The following is a 17,323-nucleotide window of genomic DNA, read 5'->3' as shown; positions in this document are numbered from 1 at the left end:
CCCACCATTAGTTTTTATGTTTCTCTCATAAATATATCTAGATTTATTAGATAATTTTTATCGAAATACTTTACTCTCATATCTTTGTTTTCAATATCTATATGATATACTTCTCCTTTTACAGCTCTTTGCCTTATATTTTCATTGATATCTTTTTTTATAGTATTTTTATCAACTTCATCATTTTCTATTTTAGTATTGACCTGTAATGCTTTTATAGTATCAAATATAACAGATTTTAGTATTAGGCTTCTAGATTTATTTAAGTGTTTTTTTGCATAAGTATAAAAATCGTTACTATTCATCTTTAAAATTTTACAACCATGCAAATCTTGCTCTAGTCTTTTTAATGTGCTTATATTAGTGCCAACATCAAAAATCACAAAGCATCCATAATCATATTTACTTCTTAAAAGTCTTCCCATAGCTTGCTTTACTTTTATAGTCATCTGGGGATAATTTATACTGTAATAATCTATATTATACTTCTTCATTATAGTATAATACAAAGGGTCTTTAGGGTTTAAATTAGGAAGCTTGTCCAAAGTTACACATACCAAACCATCGCCTGGAATGTCTACACCTTCAAAACATCCTTTTGAGCCAAGTACTACACACTTTCTATTTAAATCATTAAGATGTCTAACACCTTTTTTATTAGCATAAATTTCTAAATTTAAACCATGCAAATATTTTTTTAATATATCATAAGTTTTTTCTTGTCTATTTTTACTATTAAAAAGAGCTAACATATGCCCTTCTGTAATGCATGATATATTCGATATAATTTTACTTATTTCATTTGGAAATTCAGCATTTTTATACTCACAAATATCAGAAAACGCTACTACAGAAACCATATTCTTATAATCAAAAATTGGTTCTATAATTTTTTCTATATTCTTAACCCTATCTATTCCCAATGTAGTTTTAAAATAAGACATATTTTGAGATAAACTTAAGGTTGCTGATAAAAATATTCCTTTCTCTAGCTGAGATAAAATATTTTCTTCAAATAAATCTGCTATTTTTAATGGAACTACTCTAAATTCAAAATCATTATAATTCTTTTCAATTTCAACTATTCTTGCATAATCATCATTCTCATCATACTCTAAGAAAATTTCAAAAACAATTTTTATATCCTCTAAATCTCTTGTCTTTGCTTTTCCAAACTTATATATATCTGTTTCTTTATCTATACTATCATCATCAATATTCCTACAAATTACAATTATTATTGAAACTAAATTTTTTATTATTTTTTCACAACTTAGTTTTATCTTTTCACTATACAATCTATAGCTAACTTCAGTATCTATATCATCTTTTTTTATTTTTCCTGCAATTTCATCTATTTGTAAATTTAATTCCCATCTTAGGTTATAATTGCTTACATTACCATATTCACTACAATTGCCAAATGCTAATATTGAATCTATTTCTTCAATAATAAGATTTATACTCCTAGCAATCTTTTGTTTATCTTTTCTTTCAATTTTTAATATATGATAGAATTTATCAAAAGCCTTTATTTTCTTCATGTTTGTATTAGTTTTTTTATACATAAAACTACTATCTTGTATAAATTCATAAGGATAAATTTCTTGCAATAAGTATCTTAAAGACTTTGAATTTATGATACTTGAAAAAAAATCATATCCTTTTTCAGTTAAATTGTGAGCCTCATCTACTATTATATTTTCTAAAGGCTTTTCATCTTTATATGGCCATTTAGCCAGTAAAGAGTGGTTTATTACTGTTATATGTTCATCTTTTAACTCTTCTGTCCTATTTTTATATAGACAATCTTTTTTACATTTTTTAGGTTTACACATGTTTGGGTCACAACTTATATTTCTTAAGTGAGTATTTATTTCCTTGAAGTTATCCAACACCCAATAATTTATTTCTTCTATATCTCCATATTTACCACCTTCAACTAATCTTTCTAAAAATATTAAAGATAATATTTCTTCTTTAGTAGGTTCTTGAGACTCATAATCTGCTATATATGCTTCTAATCTATCTATACATATATAGTTGTTTTTTCCCTTTATATATCCATAACTTACTTTACCATTTAACCCTAAAGAATTTAACACATTTGGAATATCTTTATTTATCAATTGTATCTGCAATTCTTTTGTATCAGTAGAAATTAGCAATCTTTTTTTATTAATTCTAGCTTCTAATATAGCTGGCAATAAGTATCCAACACTTTTTCCTATCCCTGTTGGCGCCTCTATGCACGCAATTTTTTCGTCATCTTCATTATTTCTAAACAATTCTCGTATTGCCTTAGTAAGCTCATACTGACCTGGTCTATATTCATATGTAAATCCCTCTTTACTCTCCCATATATGCTTATATTTTAATAATTCTTCATATTTCTTTTCTTGCTCACGTAAAATTTTTAAAGTTTCTTTTTCTTTTATATTTTCTTCTTTTGGATTAAACTCCTCATGTTCTTTTATAATACTTACATCATGAGATAAATCATAGTTTGCTTCTTCTAAAAATTTACTCCATTCCCATTTTCCAAGATTAAACTTATTTAGATATGAATTTATTTTAAAACTTAATGGCTCTAAATTAGTTTTCTCATGGTTATTAAATCTTATTAAAAGAGAATTTACAATATTTATAGTATTAATAGCATCTGATAAAGCTCTATTCTTGGTCTCAGATTTATCGCTAGTTAAAATACTTTTTAAATACACCAAACTATAATCCTTATGATATGGCTCTAAAATAATTGCCAACTCAATTGAATCAATAAATTTATTTTTTAGCTTTGGCATATAGTACTCAAAAAACTTTATTTTAAAACTTAAATCATGACATATAATCAGACTATCTCCTACAAAATTTCTTAACTCCTCTTCTACCATTTTTAGATTAAAAGCATCTTCTAAATCAATTTTTTTAAGATTATCACATAGAGAGAATACTTCTATAGGTACTTCAGCTTTATTTTTTATTAACGATTGATATGTCTCAGCTTTCCAATCTTTAATTTTAACAGCTCCAACTTCTAAAATTTCTGAATTTAAATAGTCTATTCCACTAACTTCTATATCTAAAAAAACAACATCATTCAATATACTTATTATATTATTCATTTTTTTATCCCTTCAAGTTAAACCAATTTCACTTCTACACAATAATTGCTCCTTATATTTTATCATTTATAATGTATTTTGTTTAAGATAATTAATGTTATTTTATATATCTTAAAAGAAACTTCTTTAATTTATTATTTGTATATATGAATATTTTTAACTATAAATATTCAAACTATATTATAAGAAAGATTTACTTGAAATTTTAAATAAGAGGTGACATTGTGAAAAAAGATAGCCTGAAAAAATACATTATGATAGGAGCATTCGCTTTAATACTTTTTGGAATTGCTAGTATGAACTTTAAATCCCTAGATAAAACAAAAACTCAAATTTCTAGTCCAACACTTGATACACATGAATATGATTGGTATTTTAATCCTAGAGAGGATGGTAAACAACCATCACCTATAAAAGAAGCCAATTTTTTTAAGAAATATGATTCATATTATGTAGGAAACCCTAATGAAAAAGTTATATACTTATCATTTGATGCTGGATATGAAAGTGGGAACACTCCAAAGTTGTTAGATACACTAAAAAAACACAATGCAAAGGCACAATTTTTCGTAGTTGAGAGTTATATAAAAAGTAATCCAGATTTAATAAAACGTATGGAAAAAGAAGGTCATTTGGTTTGTAATCACTCAAAAAGTCATCCATCAATGGCTGGGATTACAGATTTTGAAAAATTCAAAGAAGAAATTACAAGTGTAGAAAAAGCATATAAAGATGTTACTGGAAAAGAAATGCCTAAATATTTTAGACCACCAATGGGTAAATTTAGTGAACAATCTCTAAAATATACACAAGACTTGGGTTATAAATCTATATTTTGGAGTTTTGCTTATGTAGATTGGTATGAAAAGAAACAACCTACTCATGAGTTTGCTAAAAACAAAATTTACTCTAGAACACATCCTGGTGCAATAGTTTTATTACATCCAAATTCTTCAACTAATACTGAGATATTGGATGAAGTACTTACACATTGGGAAAAAGAAGGTTACAAACTTAAAACACTTGACTATTTAAGCAGTAAAAAATAACATTTTAATTAAAATAAAACTCCTCATGAATTATAGTAAAAATAAATCTATTTATAAATACTTTAATTCTTGATGGAGTTTTGTGTTTTAGAATTATTTAAAAAGCATTGTCCATTCATTTATCTCTTCATATCCTATATTTTGATATATTTTTCCTGCTATTTCATTATTATAAAAAAGACATGGTATTTTCCCTTCTGACAATAGTTCTTTACTTAAATTGTACACCATATAACTAGCAAGCCCTTTTTTTCTATGCTGTTTGTCTGTACTTACAGAAACTATCATTGCCAAAAAACTAGTTTCCATACCAGTTGATACAGTACTAATCATAGAATTATTATCTTTTATGAAATATGCTCTTACGTTACCTTCTTTTAAGTACTCTTTTCTTGCTTCTATGTAATTTGGACTTACCTTATATCCTGATTCATTTAAAAGTTTTCCTATTTCATCAATGTCTTTTTCATATGCCTTTTCTATCCTATATTCATTCATAGTAGAAAATTCCAGCTCTTTTATTTTCTTTAATATACAAAATTTATTATCCAATTTTTCATAAAAATCTTTGTATATACTCACCAGCCTATCTATTACACACTTTTTTCCACTTATACTTTCTATATCTAATCCTTTTATATGGCTTTTCATCTCTTCTACATCAAAATTATTTTCTAAACTATAGATTATAAGTGTTGACTTATTTTTTAATATTATAGAAGTTATACTTCCTTCTTTTATCTGAGACCATACTTTTTGAGAATCAGAACTAAATCCATAGTTTTCAACATATCCAATTATAAATAAGTTTAAACTTTCTTCATGTGATACATATTGCCAGAATTTTTTTTCTAAAGTATTATCTATTTTTACAATCAAGTGTACATCCTCCTTTTGTGTTAATAATGATATACCTTATAATTTATAGTATCATTTAAAGTTATTAACTTCTACTAAATATTCTAAATTTTTGTAAATAATTTAAATTTGTAAATTTATAATTTTTTCAGAAAAATCAATCAGTGATTATATTATATTTTCTACTTTACAAAATTGGACTATATTTTTAAATTTCTATGCAATATGTTGGTATTTCTGTTTATATTCTTTTAATGCCTCATCCCAGGCTTCTTCTACTGAGATACCTCTCTTGGTTGCAATCCTTTGTGCTAATTCTATTATTCTCATAGCTTTTCTTGATATATTCATATATTTTCCTCCTCTAAATTATCATAAATTATTTTAAAATTATTTAATTTGTATCAAATATATTACTTACTTATATATTACTAACTATTTGTGTACTAAGTGTGAACTATATTAGAAGAAATTTAGAACTTAATAAAACACAAATTTTATATATACTTCATATAGATTTGTCATATTATAAAAACAGTGATATAATTTATTATCATTTTATGGAGGTGATATATTATAAAAATAAGAGATGAATATACATGCCCTCTTGAAATTGTACATGATATCATTAAAGGTAAATGGAAGACTATAATTGTATTCAAGTTGAGACAATGTAATAAAACATTCTCTAACTTAGAGCATAGTATAGATGGAATAAGTCAAAAAATGTTAATCCAACAATTAAAAGAACTTAGAGAATTTGGTATTGTTGATAAAATCAGTTCAACTGGATATCCATTACATACTGAATATTTTCTTACCAATCGTGGCAAAAAAATGCTACAAGCTGTAGAGATAATGCAAGAAATAGGTATAGAATATATGCTTGAACATGGACAACAAGAATTTTTACACAATAAAGGAATCTGTTATAATAAATAATTCTATACATACCAAAAAGTAAGTAATTTACATTTCATTTAGCAGTATTATAATTAAAATATATAAGGAGGTATAAATATGTCTATAGCTTTAATTTTAATTGATATTCAAAATGATTATTTTAAAAATGGGAAATGTGAATTATTTAATACAGAAAAAACTGCTGAAAATGCTAAAAAAATACTGACACTCTTTAGAAAAAATAACTTACCAATTATTCATATACAGCATATATCAATGAGTTCAACTTCATCATTCTTTCTCCCCGACACTTATGGTGCAAAAATAAATAAAAATGTTTTTCCACTTGAGAATGAAGAAATTATCATTAAAAATACACCAGATAGTTTTTTTAAAACACGTTTACAAAGTTGTCTTGAAGAAAAAAACATAGATAAATTAGTGATTTGTGGAATGATGAGTCATATGTGTATTGATACAAGTGTAAGAACAGCAAAGAAACTTGGATACGATATTACGCTTATAAGCGATGCTTGCACAACAAAAAATTTATTTTGGGATGACAAAGAGATTAATGCTGAAATTGTACATCAAGTATTTATGGCATCCTTACAATCTAGTTTTGCAGATATAAAAAATACAGACATTTTTTTGTCTAATTATTGTAAATAAAAATATTTACCATTATAAAGAGCAAACTTAATTAATTTAAGTTTGCTCTTTAATCATATAATCTTATATATCCCTTCTAGTATTTTTATATATATAAAATACTTTTTCTGATTTTAGATTTAGGTGCAACAATCATATAATTTTCAAATGTTACTATATCCACATAAAAAATGTAGTGTTATAGTATATATAATATTACATAAAAGGGGGTGCTAAATAGATGAATAATCATATACTTATTCAATTTGAATATATAGCAAGAATCATTATTGCTGGTTTATGTGGAGCTTTGATTGGATATGAAAGAAAGAATAGGCTAAAAGAAGCTGGAATCCGAACTCATTTTATAGTAGCACTAGGATCAGCACTTATAATCATTGTTTCTAAATATGGGTTTGATGATGTAGTAGGTACTCCAGGTATTGGTTTAGACCCTGCCCGTGTTGCAGCACAGGTTGTCAGTGGGATAGGTTTTTTAGGAGCTGGATTGATATTTATCAGAAATCAATCAGTGAGTGGACTTACTACAGCTGCTGGTATATGGGCGACAGCAGGTACAGGGCTTGCAATTGGTTGTGGATTATACTTACTTGGTATTGTTTCAAGCATTATTATCGTTATCACGCAAATACTACTTCATAGAGATAGGAAATGGATGAAACTCCCTACAGCAGAGCAGGTCTCTCTCAAAATTTCTAACAGCACTGATTCAATCTCATATATTGAAGAAAAATTTAAGCAGTCTAAAATTGAAATTATAAATATGAATATTAAACGCATTGATGGAGATTGGCTAGAAGTAATTATCTATACTAAATTACCCAAAGGATATAAAAAGACAAATCTGTTAAAGTTGTTTAGTGATAATCCTCTTATAGAATCTTTAGAGATATAATATAAAAAATAGACTAGCTAAACACTAGTCTATTTCTTTGTTACTAATAACATATTTTACAAGCTACATATCCATTTGCTTCTGCTTCTTCTCTACTCATTGAAATTGCACCTTCCATATTATGTGCAGTAGGAGAAGAATGATATTTATTTGATTTAGATTTTCCTCCATTTGCATATACAGTTTCAGATGTTTTTTGGTTGTTTGGATTTGATTCTTCAGTTTTAGGATTTTGAACTTGAACGTTTTCAGTTGACTTGTCGACGCTTTCTTTATCAAGTTTTTCTGCTTTTTCCTTTTCTTCTTTTTCTTTCTGAGCTAACTCTAACTCCTCTTGTTTTTTCTTTTCTTCTAACTCTTTTTTCTTTTGTTTCTCTAAGTTATCTTTTTCTTCTTTTGCTTTTAATTCTTGTTTTTCTTTTACTTCCTTGTCTTTTGTATCCTGTTCTTCTTTTCTTTTTATTTCCTGTTGCTCATTTAAGTTAGGTTCCGTTGCTACTTTAAACGTTGCTCCCCACCATACCCAATTGAACATTAAGAGTATAAACACTACAAATAGGCTTATAACAACTTTTAATGTTTTCACTATTTTATTACTATTTTTATTTATACTTTTTACTAAAAATAGAATAGACAATAATAATAATGTTAATGGTAATAATAAAATTCCTATAATAACAATTAATATCTTTTGCCAACTTTTTAATACTTTAAACTTCTCAAACATAAATTCCCCTCCAAAACAATAAGTTAACTACTTTATCATCCATGACTATCAATCTAATAAGATTTAAGTCTGATAAATATTGATGTTAATTTTTAATAATCCCTTAATTTTCATCCTATATCCCCCTGTTTATACATTATTAATTAAATTATATAGTAAACAAATAATAAATGTTGTCGAAAATCAAAATTATATATTGTTAATTGGGTATAAAGATAATTATTACTAATTTTCAATCTAAACACTATCTACTTATACTTTAACCAATATAAAACATAATTAAGACTTATTCTTATGTCACACATAGAATGGAAATGAAACAGTAAATATTTTAGAAGTTCTTAAAATACAATTTGCCACCGATTTTATAATAAAGTGGCAAATTGGTGGCAAATTTACATTTTTTTATGTTATTTATTGTCTAGTTTATTAAAATTTAGCTATTTATTTACAGGAACTTGAATTTCAGTTACAAATTCATCTACAATTCCAGTTTCATGTATATCTATTTTATATATCTCTATTGGCGCAGCATTTATTTTATAATTATTTTCTTCTATAAATCTAAATACTTTTTCCATATATATTTTATTATTAGAGTTACTTCCAGTATAATTTAATGTTACATAGTACCCTTCATCAAAAACTATATTATATATCTCCTCATTATCTTCCAAAAAACAAAATACAGACTTAAACTCATTAAAGATACCATTATTGATTGCTTCAATAGAAAAAGCAGAACCAATATTATTATTTCCAAGTATATTAAATCTGTCTTCATATTCTTTTTGAAGCTTTTGAATTAAGAAATCAAAATCCTCATCTCTTTCTATATCAGCATTTAATTCTAAGGCTTTTCTTTTTTCTATATATACAACTTCTATCTCATCTATTTTAGTATTTTGAATCACACTTTCAATTGAACTTAATCTTGTTATGATATTTTCCTTGTGACTTACAAGTTCAAGCATCTTTTTGTCAATTAAATCAAGTTCTTCATTTAATATAGTTTTTGTAGATTCTATACTTCTATCGTCTAAATATTCTTTTATCTTTTTCATTGGAAAATTCAAACTTCTAAATTCTTTTATCAAATTCAATTTCCATATATCAGATATATTATACATTCTATATCCATTGGTATCTCTAAATGGTTTTAGAATTCCTATTTCTTCATAGTACATTAAAGAATCTCTTCCTATACCATATATTTTAGATATTTCTCCTATTTTATAATAATCTTTCATTTATATATAAAGACCTCCATAATTATATTTTTTCTTAAAAATAAATAACTCGTCTATTTCCCTAATTCTATTTTAGAATATACTAAAAAATCGTCTAAAACAAGTTTTCAAAAATAAATTGTATTTTGTTAACTATCTAAATATATCTATATTTTGTTCATTATTCTATTATAATATTGATTATGATGTTTCTGACTCTACGCTTTTCAAAAGATATATTTGACTTTGTATTTACATCTATGCCATTATGTTTTTATATGATATTTTTTATTTCCAAAATATACCTTTATAAATTTAATAATATTGATATATTATTTCAGTATATTGTTCAAATATTAATTAACATTTAAATATTTTTAATATAAACACAGTTAGTATCAAAAAATCAAAGTATCTTATGGAGGAATGCTATGCCAAATTATGATTATATAAAAATGTTAAATAAAAAAGTAGAACTATTGTCTAAAGATTTAGAGAAAAGAAATTGTAAATTAAAAGTCTCAAACGAAATAGATTTTTTTACTAAAATGCCAAATAGAAAATGTATATATCAATATATTGATAATTGTATTTCAAAAAATACTTCTATTGGAATTATGTTATTAAATATTGATAATTTTAAATTATTCAATGATATATACGGATACCTAGTTGGAGAAAATTTATTAATTAATCTCATTCAAAAACTATTGTATTATGTTCCAGAATCTAAAGGAATAGTTGGCCATTTAAAAGGAGAAGGATTTTTGATTGCTATCCCAAATATATCAAAGGAAAAATTAGATGATATGGGAACATCTATTATAAAATCTGCTAGGGAATTAAAAATACAACTTCCTAATGAAAAAGAAGTCTATTCTAATGTTACATTTAGTATTGGTAGTACAGTTTGGAATGGGAAATCAGATGTAACTACTTTAATACTTTTAAATCAAGTATATAGTGCTTTAAAAAAAGCTAAAAGTGAAGGTAAAAATAGATACATTTCATTTGATTTTAATGATAATAATTTTTATAATAAATTAGAAAGTGATAAAGAATTTTTATCAGAAATATCATATGCTTTATTGGATAAACAAATTGAGGTATTTTACCAACCACTTTATAACATAAAAAGTAATACTATAGTTGGATGTGAAGCACTTGCACGCTGGAGACATCCTCTTAAAGGGCTTCTCACTCCAGATAAATTTATATCTTTATTTGAACACTCTGGACTTATAATAGAATTAGATTTATATTTATTTGAAGAAAACTGTAGAAATATAAGAAGATGGATTGATAACAATGATGTTTTTGTATCAATTTGTTGTAATTTTTCTCGTCTTCACTTTTTTAACCCTAATTTTCCAAGTACTTTAAAAAATATTACTGAGAAATACAGTATATCTACATCAAATTTTAGTATTGAAATTACAGAAAATATATTAATAGAAGATACAAATACAATTATTCAACAACTAAACGAATTACGTTCTTTTGGTTTTTCTGTATCAATAGATGATTTTGGCTCTGGATATTCATCCTTTGGTATGTTGCAAAATCTCCCTTTGGATATAATAAAAATTGATAAAATATTTTTATCCCATGACTTAAATGATTTCAAAAATACAACAATTTTGTATTCTATAATAAATATTGCAAGAGCTCTTGGTATGCTTACAGTATGTGAAGGAGTTGAAACAAAACAACAAGTAGAGTTTATCAAAAGCATAAACTGTGACATTGCTCAAGGTTTTTATTATGCAAAACCTATGGAATGTAAGCAATTTGAAAGGTTACTATCTAAAAAAAATACTTCAGATAAAATGTTTATCAAATATTCTGATATAGGAAAATCTTTAATAGAAAAAATCTTTGATGCATTTTTTATTATGCAAGATATGCAAAAACTAAGAGCAAATGTTATTGAAAATATTAAATGGTTTGATTTTTATAACAAAAAAGAACTTATATCTTTTTCTGAGGTGATAGAACACTTTGAAAAACATATCAAAGGTAAAAAATTTTCTATTCTTTATAAAAGCATAACTCCACATGATGTTGGTTCAGATTCATTACTAATTAGTGGAGAAGCTGTTTTATCTGATGAAACTACTGATTATCAAAAATATAGTAATTTCTATTTTAGTGCAAATTGTATTATTTCAGAAAATAAATTAATCTTAACAAAAATACATTTAGATTTAATTAAAACTGCTGGTTATATAAATGAATTTGAATCATATTCAATACCTAAAATGACAAACACTCATCTCGATGAAAGTAGTACTTTATCACAATTTTATTCAATGCTACCTGTAGGTATCATTCGCTATGATTTACTTGGTGATATGATTATTACATATATGAATGAGGAAATGTTTGATATTATAGGTTATACAAAAGAACAATTTTTTGGTGAAATGAGTGGCAACTTAAGAGCAATTGTTCATCCAGATGATTTAGATTTTGTTTATAAAAAAAGTTTAGAAATGATTGACACAAATAATATTAATCCTTTTTTATACAGATTTATAAAACGTAATGGTCAGATTGTTACAGTTATGTATAAACAATGTAATCTTTCTGCAATTGATGGAAGATCTATTGCACAAGGTATGTATATCGATGTTGATAAAATAAAAAATTTAATAGATATTTAATTTTAACTGTCTCAACTATAAATAAATTACAAATACTGTTATAGATTTATTAAATTAAAATTCCAATTTATGTATAATTAATAACAATCGTTCGACAAATTGATGATAAAATTCCCACTATGTGCTATAAGTTAATATATAATGCAATAAAATTAATTTAAATTTAAGGCACTAGGCTATTTAGAGTAACTATTTTTGATTTATTTGTGTTTTTATAATAAAATCATTTGATGCTATAAATCAGAGTTAACATAGATAAAATAAGTTTTTATATAAAAAACCTACTTTTACTTAAAATATTGCATAAATTTTTCTTATTTCATAGAAATGTCATAGTTCAACAAAGTTTTCTAATTTAAAAGCATTAATGTATAATATAATTAATTTATATAATATTAAGAAAGGGGAATATCATGAGCACACTCTCAAAAAAAGCACCTGAATTGGTAAGACATATTTTAATGAGTTTTTATGTAAATCGAGATATTAATGAGGTATTAAGATATCTGTCAAAAGATATTACTTGGATTGGTCCAGGAGAACAAGAGTTTCTCACTTCTTTTAATGAAATAAAAGACTATTTTTATGCTGGTCAAAATGAAGTCCCTTCTTGTGATATGAATAATGAAACATTTGAAGTTGTAAGTGAAGATAAATATAGATGTATTGTAGTAGGAAAATATACTATTCGTACTAAAGAAAATGACCAAATGATTTTAGAGGTGTGTCAGCGTTGTACATTTGAAATAATTGAAAATAATGGACAGTTATTGGTGAGACATATGCACATATCAAATCCATATAGTGAAATGCAAGTTGATGAATTCTTCCCTAATAAAATAGGAACACAAAGTTATGATTATTTGCAAAGATTACTAAAGGAAAAAACAGAAGTAATTGAAATGATTACCAATAATATCAATGGTGGATTAAAAGGAAGTAATGATGATGATACATATTCATTCTTCTATGTCAATGAAGGATTACCCAAAATATTAGGATATACATACGATGAGTTTATTGAAATGAGTGGTGGCTCTGCAGTAGGTGCTGTATACCCACCAGATTTACCTAAAGCACTAGAAGATTGCCAACGTTGTTTTGCAAAAGGCACTACCTATTCATCTGAATATAGAATACGTAAAAAAGATGGAACATTAATGTGGGTATTAGACTCTGGAATGAAATCCTTAAATAGTGATGGTATCGTAAAAATTAATAGCATTATTACAGATATCACTCAACTAAAAAATATAGAGTCTGAATTAAAGTTAGAGAGAGAACGCTATCGCATTGCTTTACAAAACATTACAGATATTATGTTTGAATATGACATTGAAAACGATAACTTTATGATATATCAACGAGTTGAAATAGACCGAAAAATTGAACTAGAAAATTTTGAAACGAAAAATTATTCTAACATATTGAAAGATGGAAAAAGCATTCATCTTGATGATATTGGTAAATTATTAGAAGTACTTCGCGGAAATCTTCGTGAAACAATTGAAATACGACAGTTAGAATCATTAACTAAAGATGAATGGAGATGGATTCGTGTTCAATGTTCAGTTATTTATGATGGTGATCATAATCCAATCAAAACAATTGGTGTTTTGAAAGATATAACTGAAGACAAATCTAAATTAGAAAAATTAATTGCTCAAACTCAACGAGATCCATTAACACAGCTTTATAATCAAAAAGCATCAGAAAATTTTATAGATGAGTATCTTAACAATACTAAACAAAAAAATAGTGAAGCTTTAATGGTCATTGACATTGATGACTTTAAAACTGTAAATGATTCTTTTGGACATTTAGAAGGAAATGAAGTTTTAGTTGCTGTTTCAAAAATATTAATGCAAAATGCAGATGATAAGGATATAGTTGCTCGTATTGGCGGAGATGAGTTTATGATATTTATGAAATCGTTGACAAAGGATTTTGTAATAAAAAGTATTAATGATATTTTAACTGATGTAAGCAAAATAAAAGTAAAAAACAATCATCAAATAACATTAAGTATTGGTATTGCTTTTGCTACAGATTCAAGTAAATCATATAAAAACTTATTTTCTAAAGCAGATGAAGCTTTGTATTTAGCAAAAGCAAGTGGTAAAAATTGTTACAGAATATGTGAATAATATATTTATTTAACATATTCCATATTAATATAAATATAATTTATAAGACATATACTTTTATAAATGCTATAATGAAGCACTGTAAACAGTAAATTCTTCCCAAGTTAAATTATTACAATCAATATAATTTTTAATAATTCAACTTCTTTACTATATGCTCCAATCCTCTAACTACTACTTATATATTAAACTTTCTGAGGTTAACATATAGACCTCTTTACTGATTTTTATACTATCTTTTAATCTTATACATATTTTATATATAACGAAATATTTTTGTATAAAAACATTTCGTTATATATAAGTTTCTAATTTTATAATCAATAGTATAAGTTAAAATATTTGTCAATTTAATAAGATGTATTTTTAATTTGTGTTATTGTTTATAAGTCATCTCGATGATATACTGAAATTATTTAAAACATCTTTCATATGCTTAAAGAATAAAAATACTATGAAAACAAAAAATTTAAAGAATATCCCCCTTTTACTGACAGTTTTTTCTTGGCATCAAAAGATGGAAATGCGATTTTTCCAAATGTCAAAAAACTTGATATTTCAGGAAGGCACTACTTTAAATCAATTAATAAACTTAAAATACCTCTAAGTCTAGAATCTGAATCAACATTTATAGTATATTCAAGTTGTAGTGCTAAGCTTACCCATTTACCCAAGTATCTAAATCTATTGTTAGCTCTTTTTCATACTTTTTATAATTTTTTAGTTTTTCTACTTCCACTTCAAGTAAATTGGATAAAATATTTTCATTGATGCTATCTTCATTGATTAATTTATTAAGTAAATGTTCTATATAATTACTATCTATCTTTTTTATTTCCATAAAAATTAGCCCTTCTAAATAAAATTTTATTAATTTATTTTTGTTATATTATATTTGAAATTAAATCAATTTGTATTTGTAATTTTTTAGACACTCTTTATACTTATACTACTGCTATACTTTGATTAGGAAAATTAAATATAATATAATTTTGCGATTATTTAAAAAAAGTCATATCTTAAAGGAGGTTTTTCTATTGAAGTTAAAAGAAAAATGGATTGATTTATTAAACCCAAAATATATTGAAAACGAGGAAAAAAGAAATAAAATACAGATTATAATATTTTTTTCTATAACTTTTGGTTTAACTTATTTATTAGGTTTTCTATTATATTTCAATAAGTTTATTGACCCAGAAAATTTCGGATTATTTATGATGATATTGCCCTTATCCTCAGTTGCAATCGCAAAATTTTATACAGAAGGAATGACTAATGATAAATATAAATTTTATTCATTAATAATATTATTTTTTCTAATTTACTTATTTTTACTTATTATTGAATTATTAAACTTAATAAATAATCAGCAATTTCAATCATTAAATACTATATTGGTTATTATAAGTAGTTTATCTATTATTCTTTATTCTGACAGTATAAAAGATTTGTCTCCTATAAAAAATATTAAAGTAGGTTGTTTATTAATTTTTTATTTCATATTTTCCAAAATTATTCCAGAATCACTTAGCCTAATAATACAAGGAAATCAACCTAACTATGAAGGTATTTTTAATTATATATTCTCTTCTATGATGTTATTCTTCTCTATATACCCTTTTTTTGGTGAAGAATATGGTTGGAGAGGATTTTTGCAAGATATTTTTTTTGATAGATTTGGTAAAAAAATTGGTATTCTAGCACTAAGTATGTGTTGGAGTTTGTGGCATTTACCTCTAATATTTACATTATATACACCCGAAACACCAGTATTAGGCTTAATAACTCGCTCAATATATATATTTGGAATTTCAATATTTTTAGGATATGTATACATGAAGACTAAAAATGTATGGTTTTGTGCTATAATCCACGCTTTAAATAATACATCTTTTCTTATATCAGGTTCTAGTATTACCTATGGTTCAACGATTACTTATTCTGATATATTAGAAATATCCATACTTATTTTAATTTTTTATGTTCCATTTCTATTTACAAAAGAATATAAGCAAAACACATAAAAATTATTATGTAAAGGAGATATACTATATGAACTTTTGGAATACCTATCTTATACTTATTGGAATAGGAATTATAATATTAACTACAATAATATACTTAATTAAATATAAAATTATTTTTTGTAGTGAAAAATATTTTAATAAATTAGAATCAATGTATGGAAATATAGATAAAAAAAGAATTGTTAAAAATGAGAGATATAATATGGATGAATTAAAAAAAATTCATAAAGAGGAAATAATTGATATAGAAAAATATAGAAAATATTATGATTATAGTTTTAAATTTTATAATAATATGAAAGAAATGAACTCTATTGAAAATATAAGAAAAGGCTAGAATTAAGTCATCCTTGAAATCTAAAAATAACCCTGTAACCTCATTTTATATTACTTTGTATGTAGCATTTTTAACACCCTTTTTTGTAATTATAATTAGTAAATTAAAAATATACTTTATTATCATTGAAAGTTTTATCTTGATTTTCTTTATTCTTATTCTAGGTAAAGCAAATAAAAAATCAATGGAGTTTAAAGAATACCAGATATATTGCATGACTTCATTACAAATGTTGGATGACATGGAAAATAAAAAACTTATAGAAAGAAAATATATAAAAAGAAGGTAACAACTAACTCTAGTTGCTACCTTCTAGTCTATTTAACTAAGTTTTCTACTTCACTAAATGCTTTCTCATTCCCATCCCCGCCAATTTGAGTTATATTTTTGAACTTTTTATTTTTGATTAACTCTTTTTGGCTATTATCTAATCCATTTCCAACTAAGACTACTGGAGATTCAGTTTTGCCTGCAAGTACTCCTACTGATAAAGCATCTACTAAATCATCTTGTTTATTCATTCCATTCTTAGCTACATATAAGTCATTAAGTATCTCTTTTCTATAGAAATGATTTATTACTTTTGAATTAGTTTCTGTTCTATCAGAACCCGCTATTTTAGTTACAGATGGTAATGTATTACTCACTTCTTTAGTATTAAATAAAGATTCTCCACCTATTACATATG

General features: G+C 24.9%; 15 protein-coding genes. 8 read left to right on the top strand and 7 right to left on the bottom strand.

Translation table 11 applies throughout. The features are described 5' to 3' along the window. Positions 1-14: 14 nt before the first annotated feature. Positions 15-3,125, bottom strand: coding sequence for a helicase C-terminal domain-containing protein (locus IR151_RS02195; RefSeq protein WP_227432774.1), 3,111 nt, complete (start codon positions 3,123-3,125; stop codon positions 15-17). 224 nt (positions 3,126-3,349) lie between these two features. Here IR151_RS02195 and pdaA point away from each other — a divergent pair, with 224 nt between their 5' ends. Further along, entirely contained in the window at positions 3,350-4,174 is an 825-nt protein-coding gene (gene pdaA, locus IR151_RS02190; protein WP_227432773.1) for a delta-lactam-biosynthetic de-N-acetylase, read from the top strand. Between the two features lie 93 nt (positions 4,175-4,267). Here pdaA and IR151_RS02185 read toward each other — a convergent pair whose 3' ends face one another. Both IR151_RS02185 and IR151_RS20075 read right to left on the bottom strand, forming a co-directional pair. Next, positions 4,268-5,053, bottom strand: a complete 786-nt coding sequence (locus tag IR151_RS02185; RefSeq protein ID WP_227432772.1) for a GNAT family N-acetyltransferase — start codon at positions 5,051-5,053, stop codon at positions 4,268-4,270. Positions 5,054-5,248: 195 nt separating this feature from the next. Then, positions 5,249-5,383, bottom strand: a complete 135-nt coding sequence (locus IR151_RS20075; RefSeq protein ID WP_255287760.1) for a hypothetical protein — start codon at positions 5,381-5,383, stop codon at positions 5,249-5,251. Positions 5,384-5,695: 312 nt separating this feature from the next. On the opposite strand from IR151_RS20075, the gene IR151_RS02180 reads away from it, so the two are divergent. The 3 genes from IR151_RS02180 (at position 5,696) to IR151_RS02170 (ending at position 7,502) form a co-directional block, all read left to right on the top strand. Continuing rightward, positions 5,696-5,974, top strand: coding sequence for a winged helix-turn-helix transcriptional regulator (locus IR151_RS02180; protein WP_413927343.1), 279 nt, complete (start codon positions 5,696-5,698; stop codon positions 5,972-5,974). Between the two features lie 78 nt (positions 5,975-6,052). Then, positions 6,053-6,607, top strand: a complete 555-nt coding sequence (locus IR151_RS02175) for a cysteine hydrolase family protein (protein ID WP_227432771.1) — start codon at positions 6,053-6,055, stop codon at positions 6,605-6,607. A gap of 220 nt (positions 6,608-6,827) precedes the next feature. Beyond that, entirely contained in the window at positions 6,828-7,502 is a 675-nt protein-coding gene (locus IR151_RS02170) for an MgtC/SapB family protein (protein ID WP_227432770.1), read from the top strand. A 43-nt stretch (positions 7,503-7,545) separates the two neighbouring features. Here the strand turns inward: IR151_RS02170 and IR151_RS02165 are convergent, their stop codons facing one another. Both IR151_RS02165 and IR151_RS02160 read right to left on the bottom strand, forming a co-directional pair. Then, positions 7,546-8,229, bottom strand: coding sequence for a hypothetical protein (locus tag IR151_RS02165; protein WP_227432768.1), 684 nt, complete (start codon positions 8,227-8,229; stop codon positions 7,546-7,548). Between the two features lie 440 nt (positions 8,230-8,669). Next, positions 8,670-9,479: a MerR family transcriptional regulator gene (locus IR151_RS02160; RefSeq protein ID WP_227432767.1), complete on the bottom strand. Its 810-nt coding sequence runs from the start codon at positions 9,477-9,479 to the stop codon at positions 8,670-8,672. A gap of 410 nt (positions 9,480-9,889) precedes the next feature. On the opposite strand from IR151_RS02160, the gene IR151_RS02155 reads away from it, so the two are divergent. Both IR151_RS02155 and IR151_RS02150 read left to right on the top strand, forming a co-directional pair. Then, positions 9,890-12,124 carry an EAL domain-containing protein gene (locus tag IR151_RS02155; protein ID WP_227432765.1) on the top strand — a complete coding sequence of 745 codons (2,235 nt, stop codon included), beginning with the start codon at positions 9,890-9,892 and terminating at the stop codon, positions 12,122-12,124. Between the two features lie 413 nt (positions 12,125-12,537). Next, entirely contained in the window at positions 12,538-14,271 is a 1,734-nt protein-coding gene (locus IR151_RS02150) for a sensor domain-containing diguanylate cyclase (RefSeq protein ID WP_227432764.1), read from the top strand. A 658-nt stretch (positions 14,272-14,929) separates the two neighbouring features. Here IR151_RS02150 and IR151_RS02145 read toward each other — a convergent pair. Then, the gene (locus tag IR151_RS02145; RefSeq protein WP_227432763.1) at positions 14,930-15,112 is read right to left on the bottom strand and encodes an HTH domain-containing protein; all 183 of its coding nucleotides are present in this window, start codon (positions 15,110-15,112) and stop codon (positions 14,930-14,932) included. A gap of 196 nt (positions 15,113-15,308) precedes the next feature. Between IR151_RS02145 and IR151_RS02140 the strand changes: the two genes are divergently transcribed. After that, positions 15,309-16,295: a CPBP family intramembrane glutamic endopeptidase gene (locus IR151_RS02140; RefSeq protein ID WP_227432761.1), complete on the top strand. Its 987-nt coding sequence runs from the start codon at positions 15,309-15,311 to the stop codon at positions 16,293-16,295. Between the two features lie 28 nt (positions 16,296-16,323). Next, on the top strand, positions 16,324-16,635 hold the full coding sequence (locus IR151_RS02135) for a hypothetical protein (RefSeq protein WP_227432760.1): 312 nt from the start codon (positions 16,324-16,326) through the stop codon (positions 16,633-16,635). A 317-nt stretch (positions 16,636-16,952) separates the two neighbouring features. Here the strand turns inward: IR151_RS02135 and IR151_RS02130 are convergent. Beyond that, on the bottom strand, positions 16,953-17,323 hold a 371-nt coding region (locus IR151_RS02130; protein ID WP_227432758.1), incomplete at its 5' end, for a cell wall-binding repeat-containing protein.

Origin of the sequence: Clostridioides sp. ES-S-0006-03 (assembly GCF_020662275.1) — a bacterium.
Lineage (GTDB): Bacteria > Bacillota > Clostridia > Peptostreptococcales > Peptostreptococcaceae > Clostridioides.
Note: the sequence above shows the minus strand (reverse complement) of the source record. Positions and strands in the feature narration are given on the sequence as shown.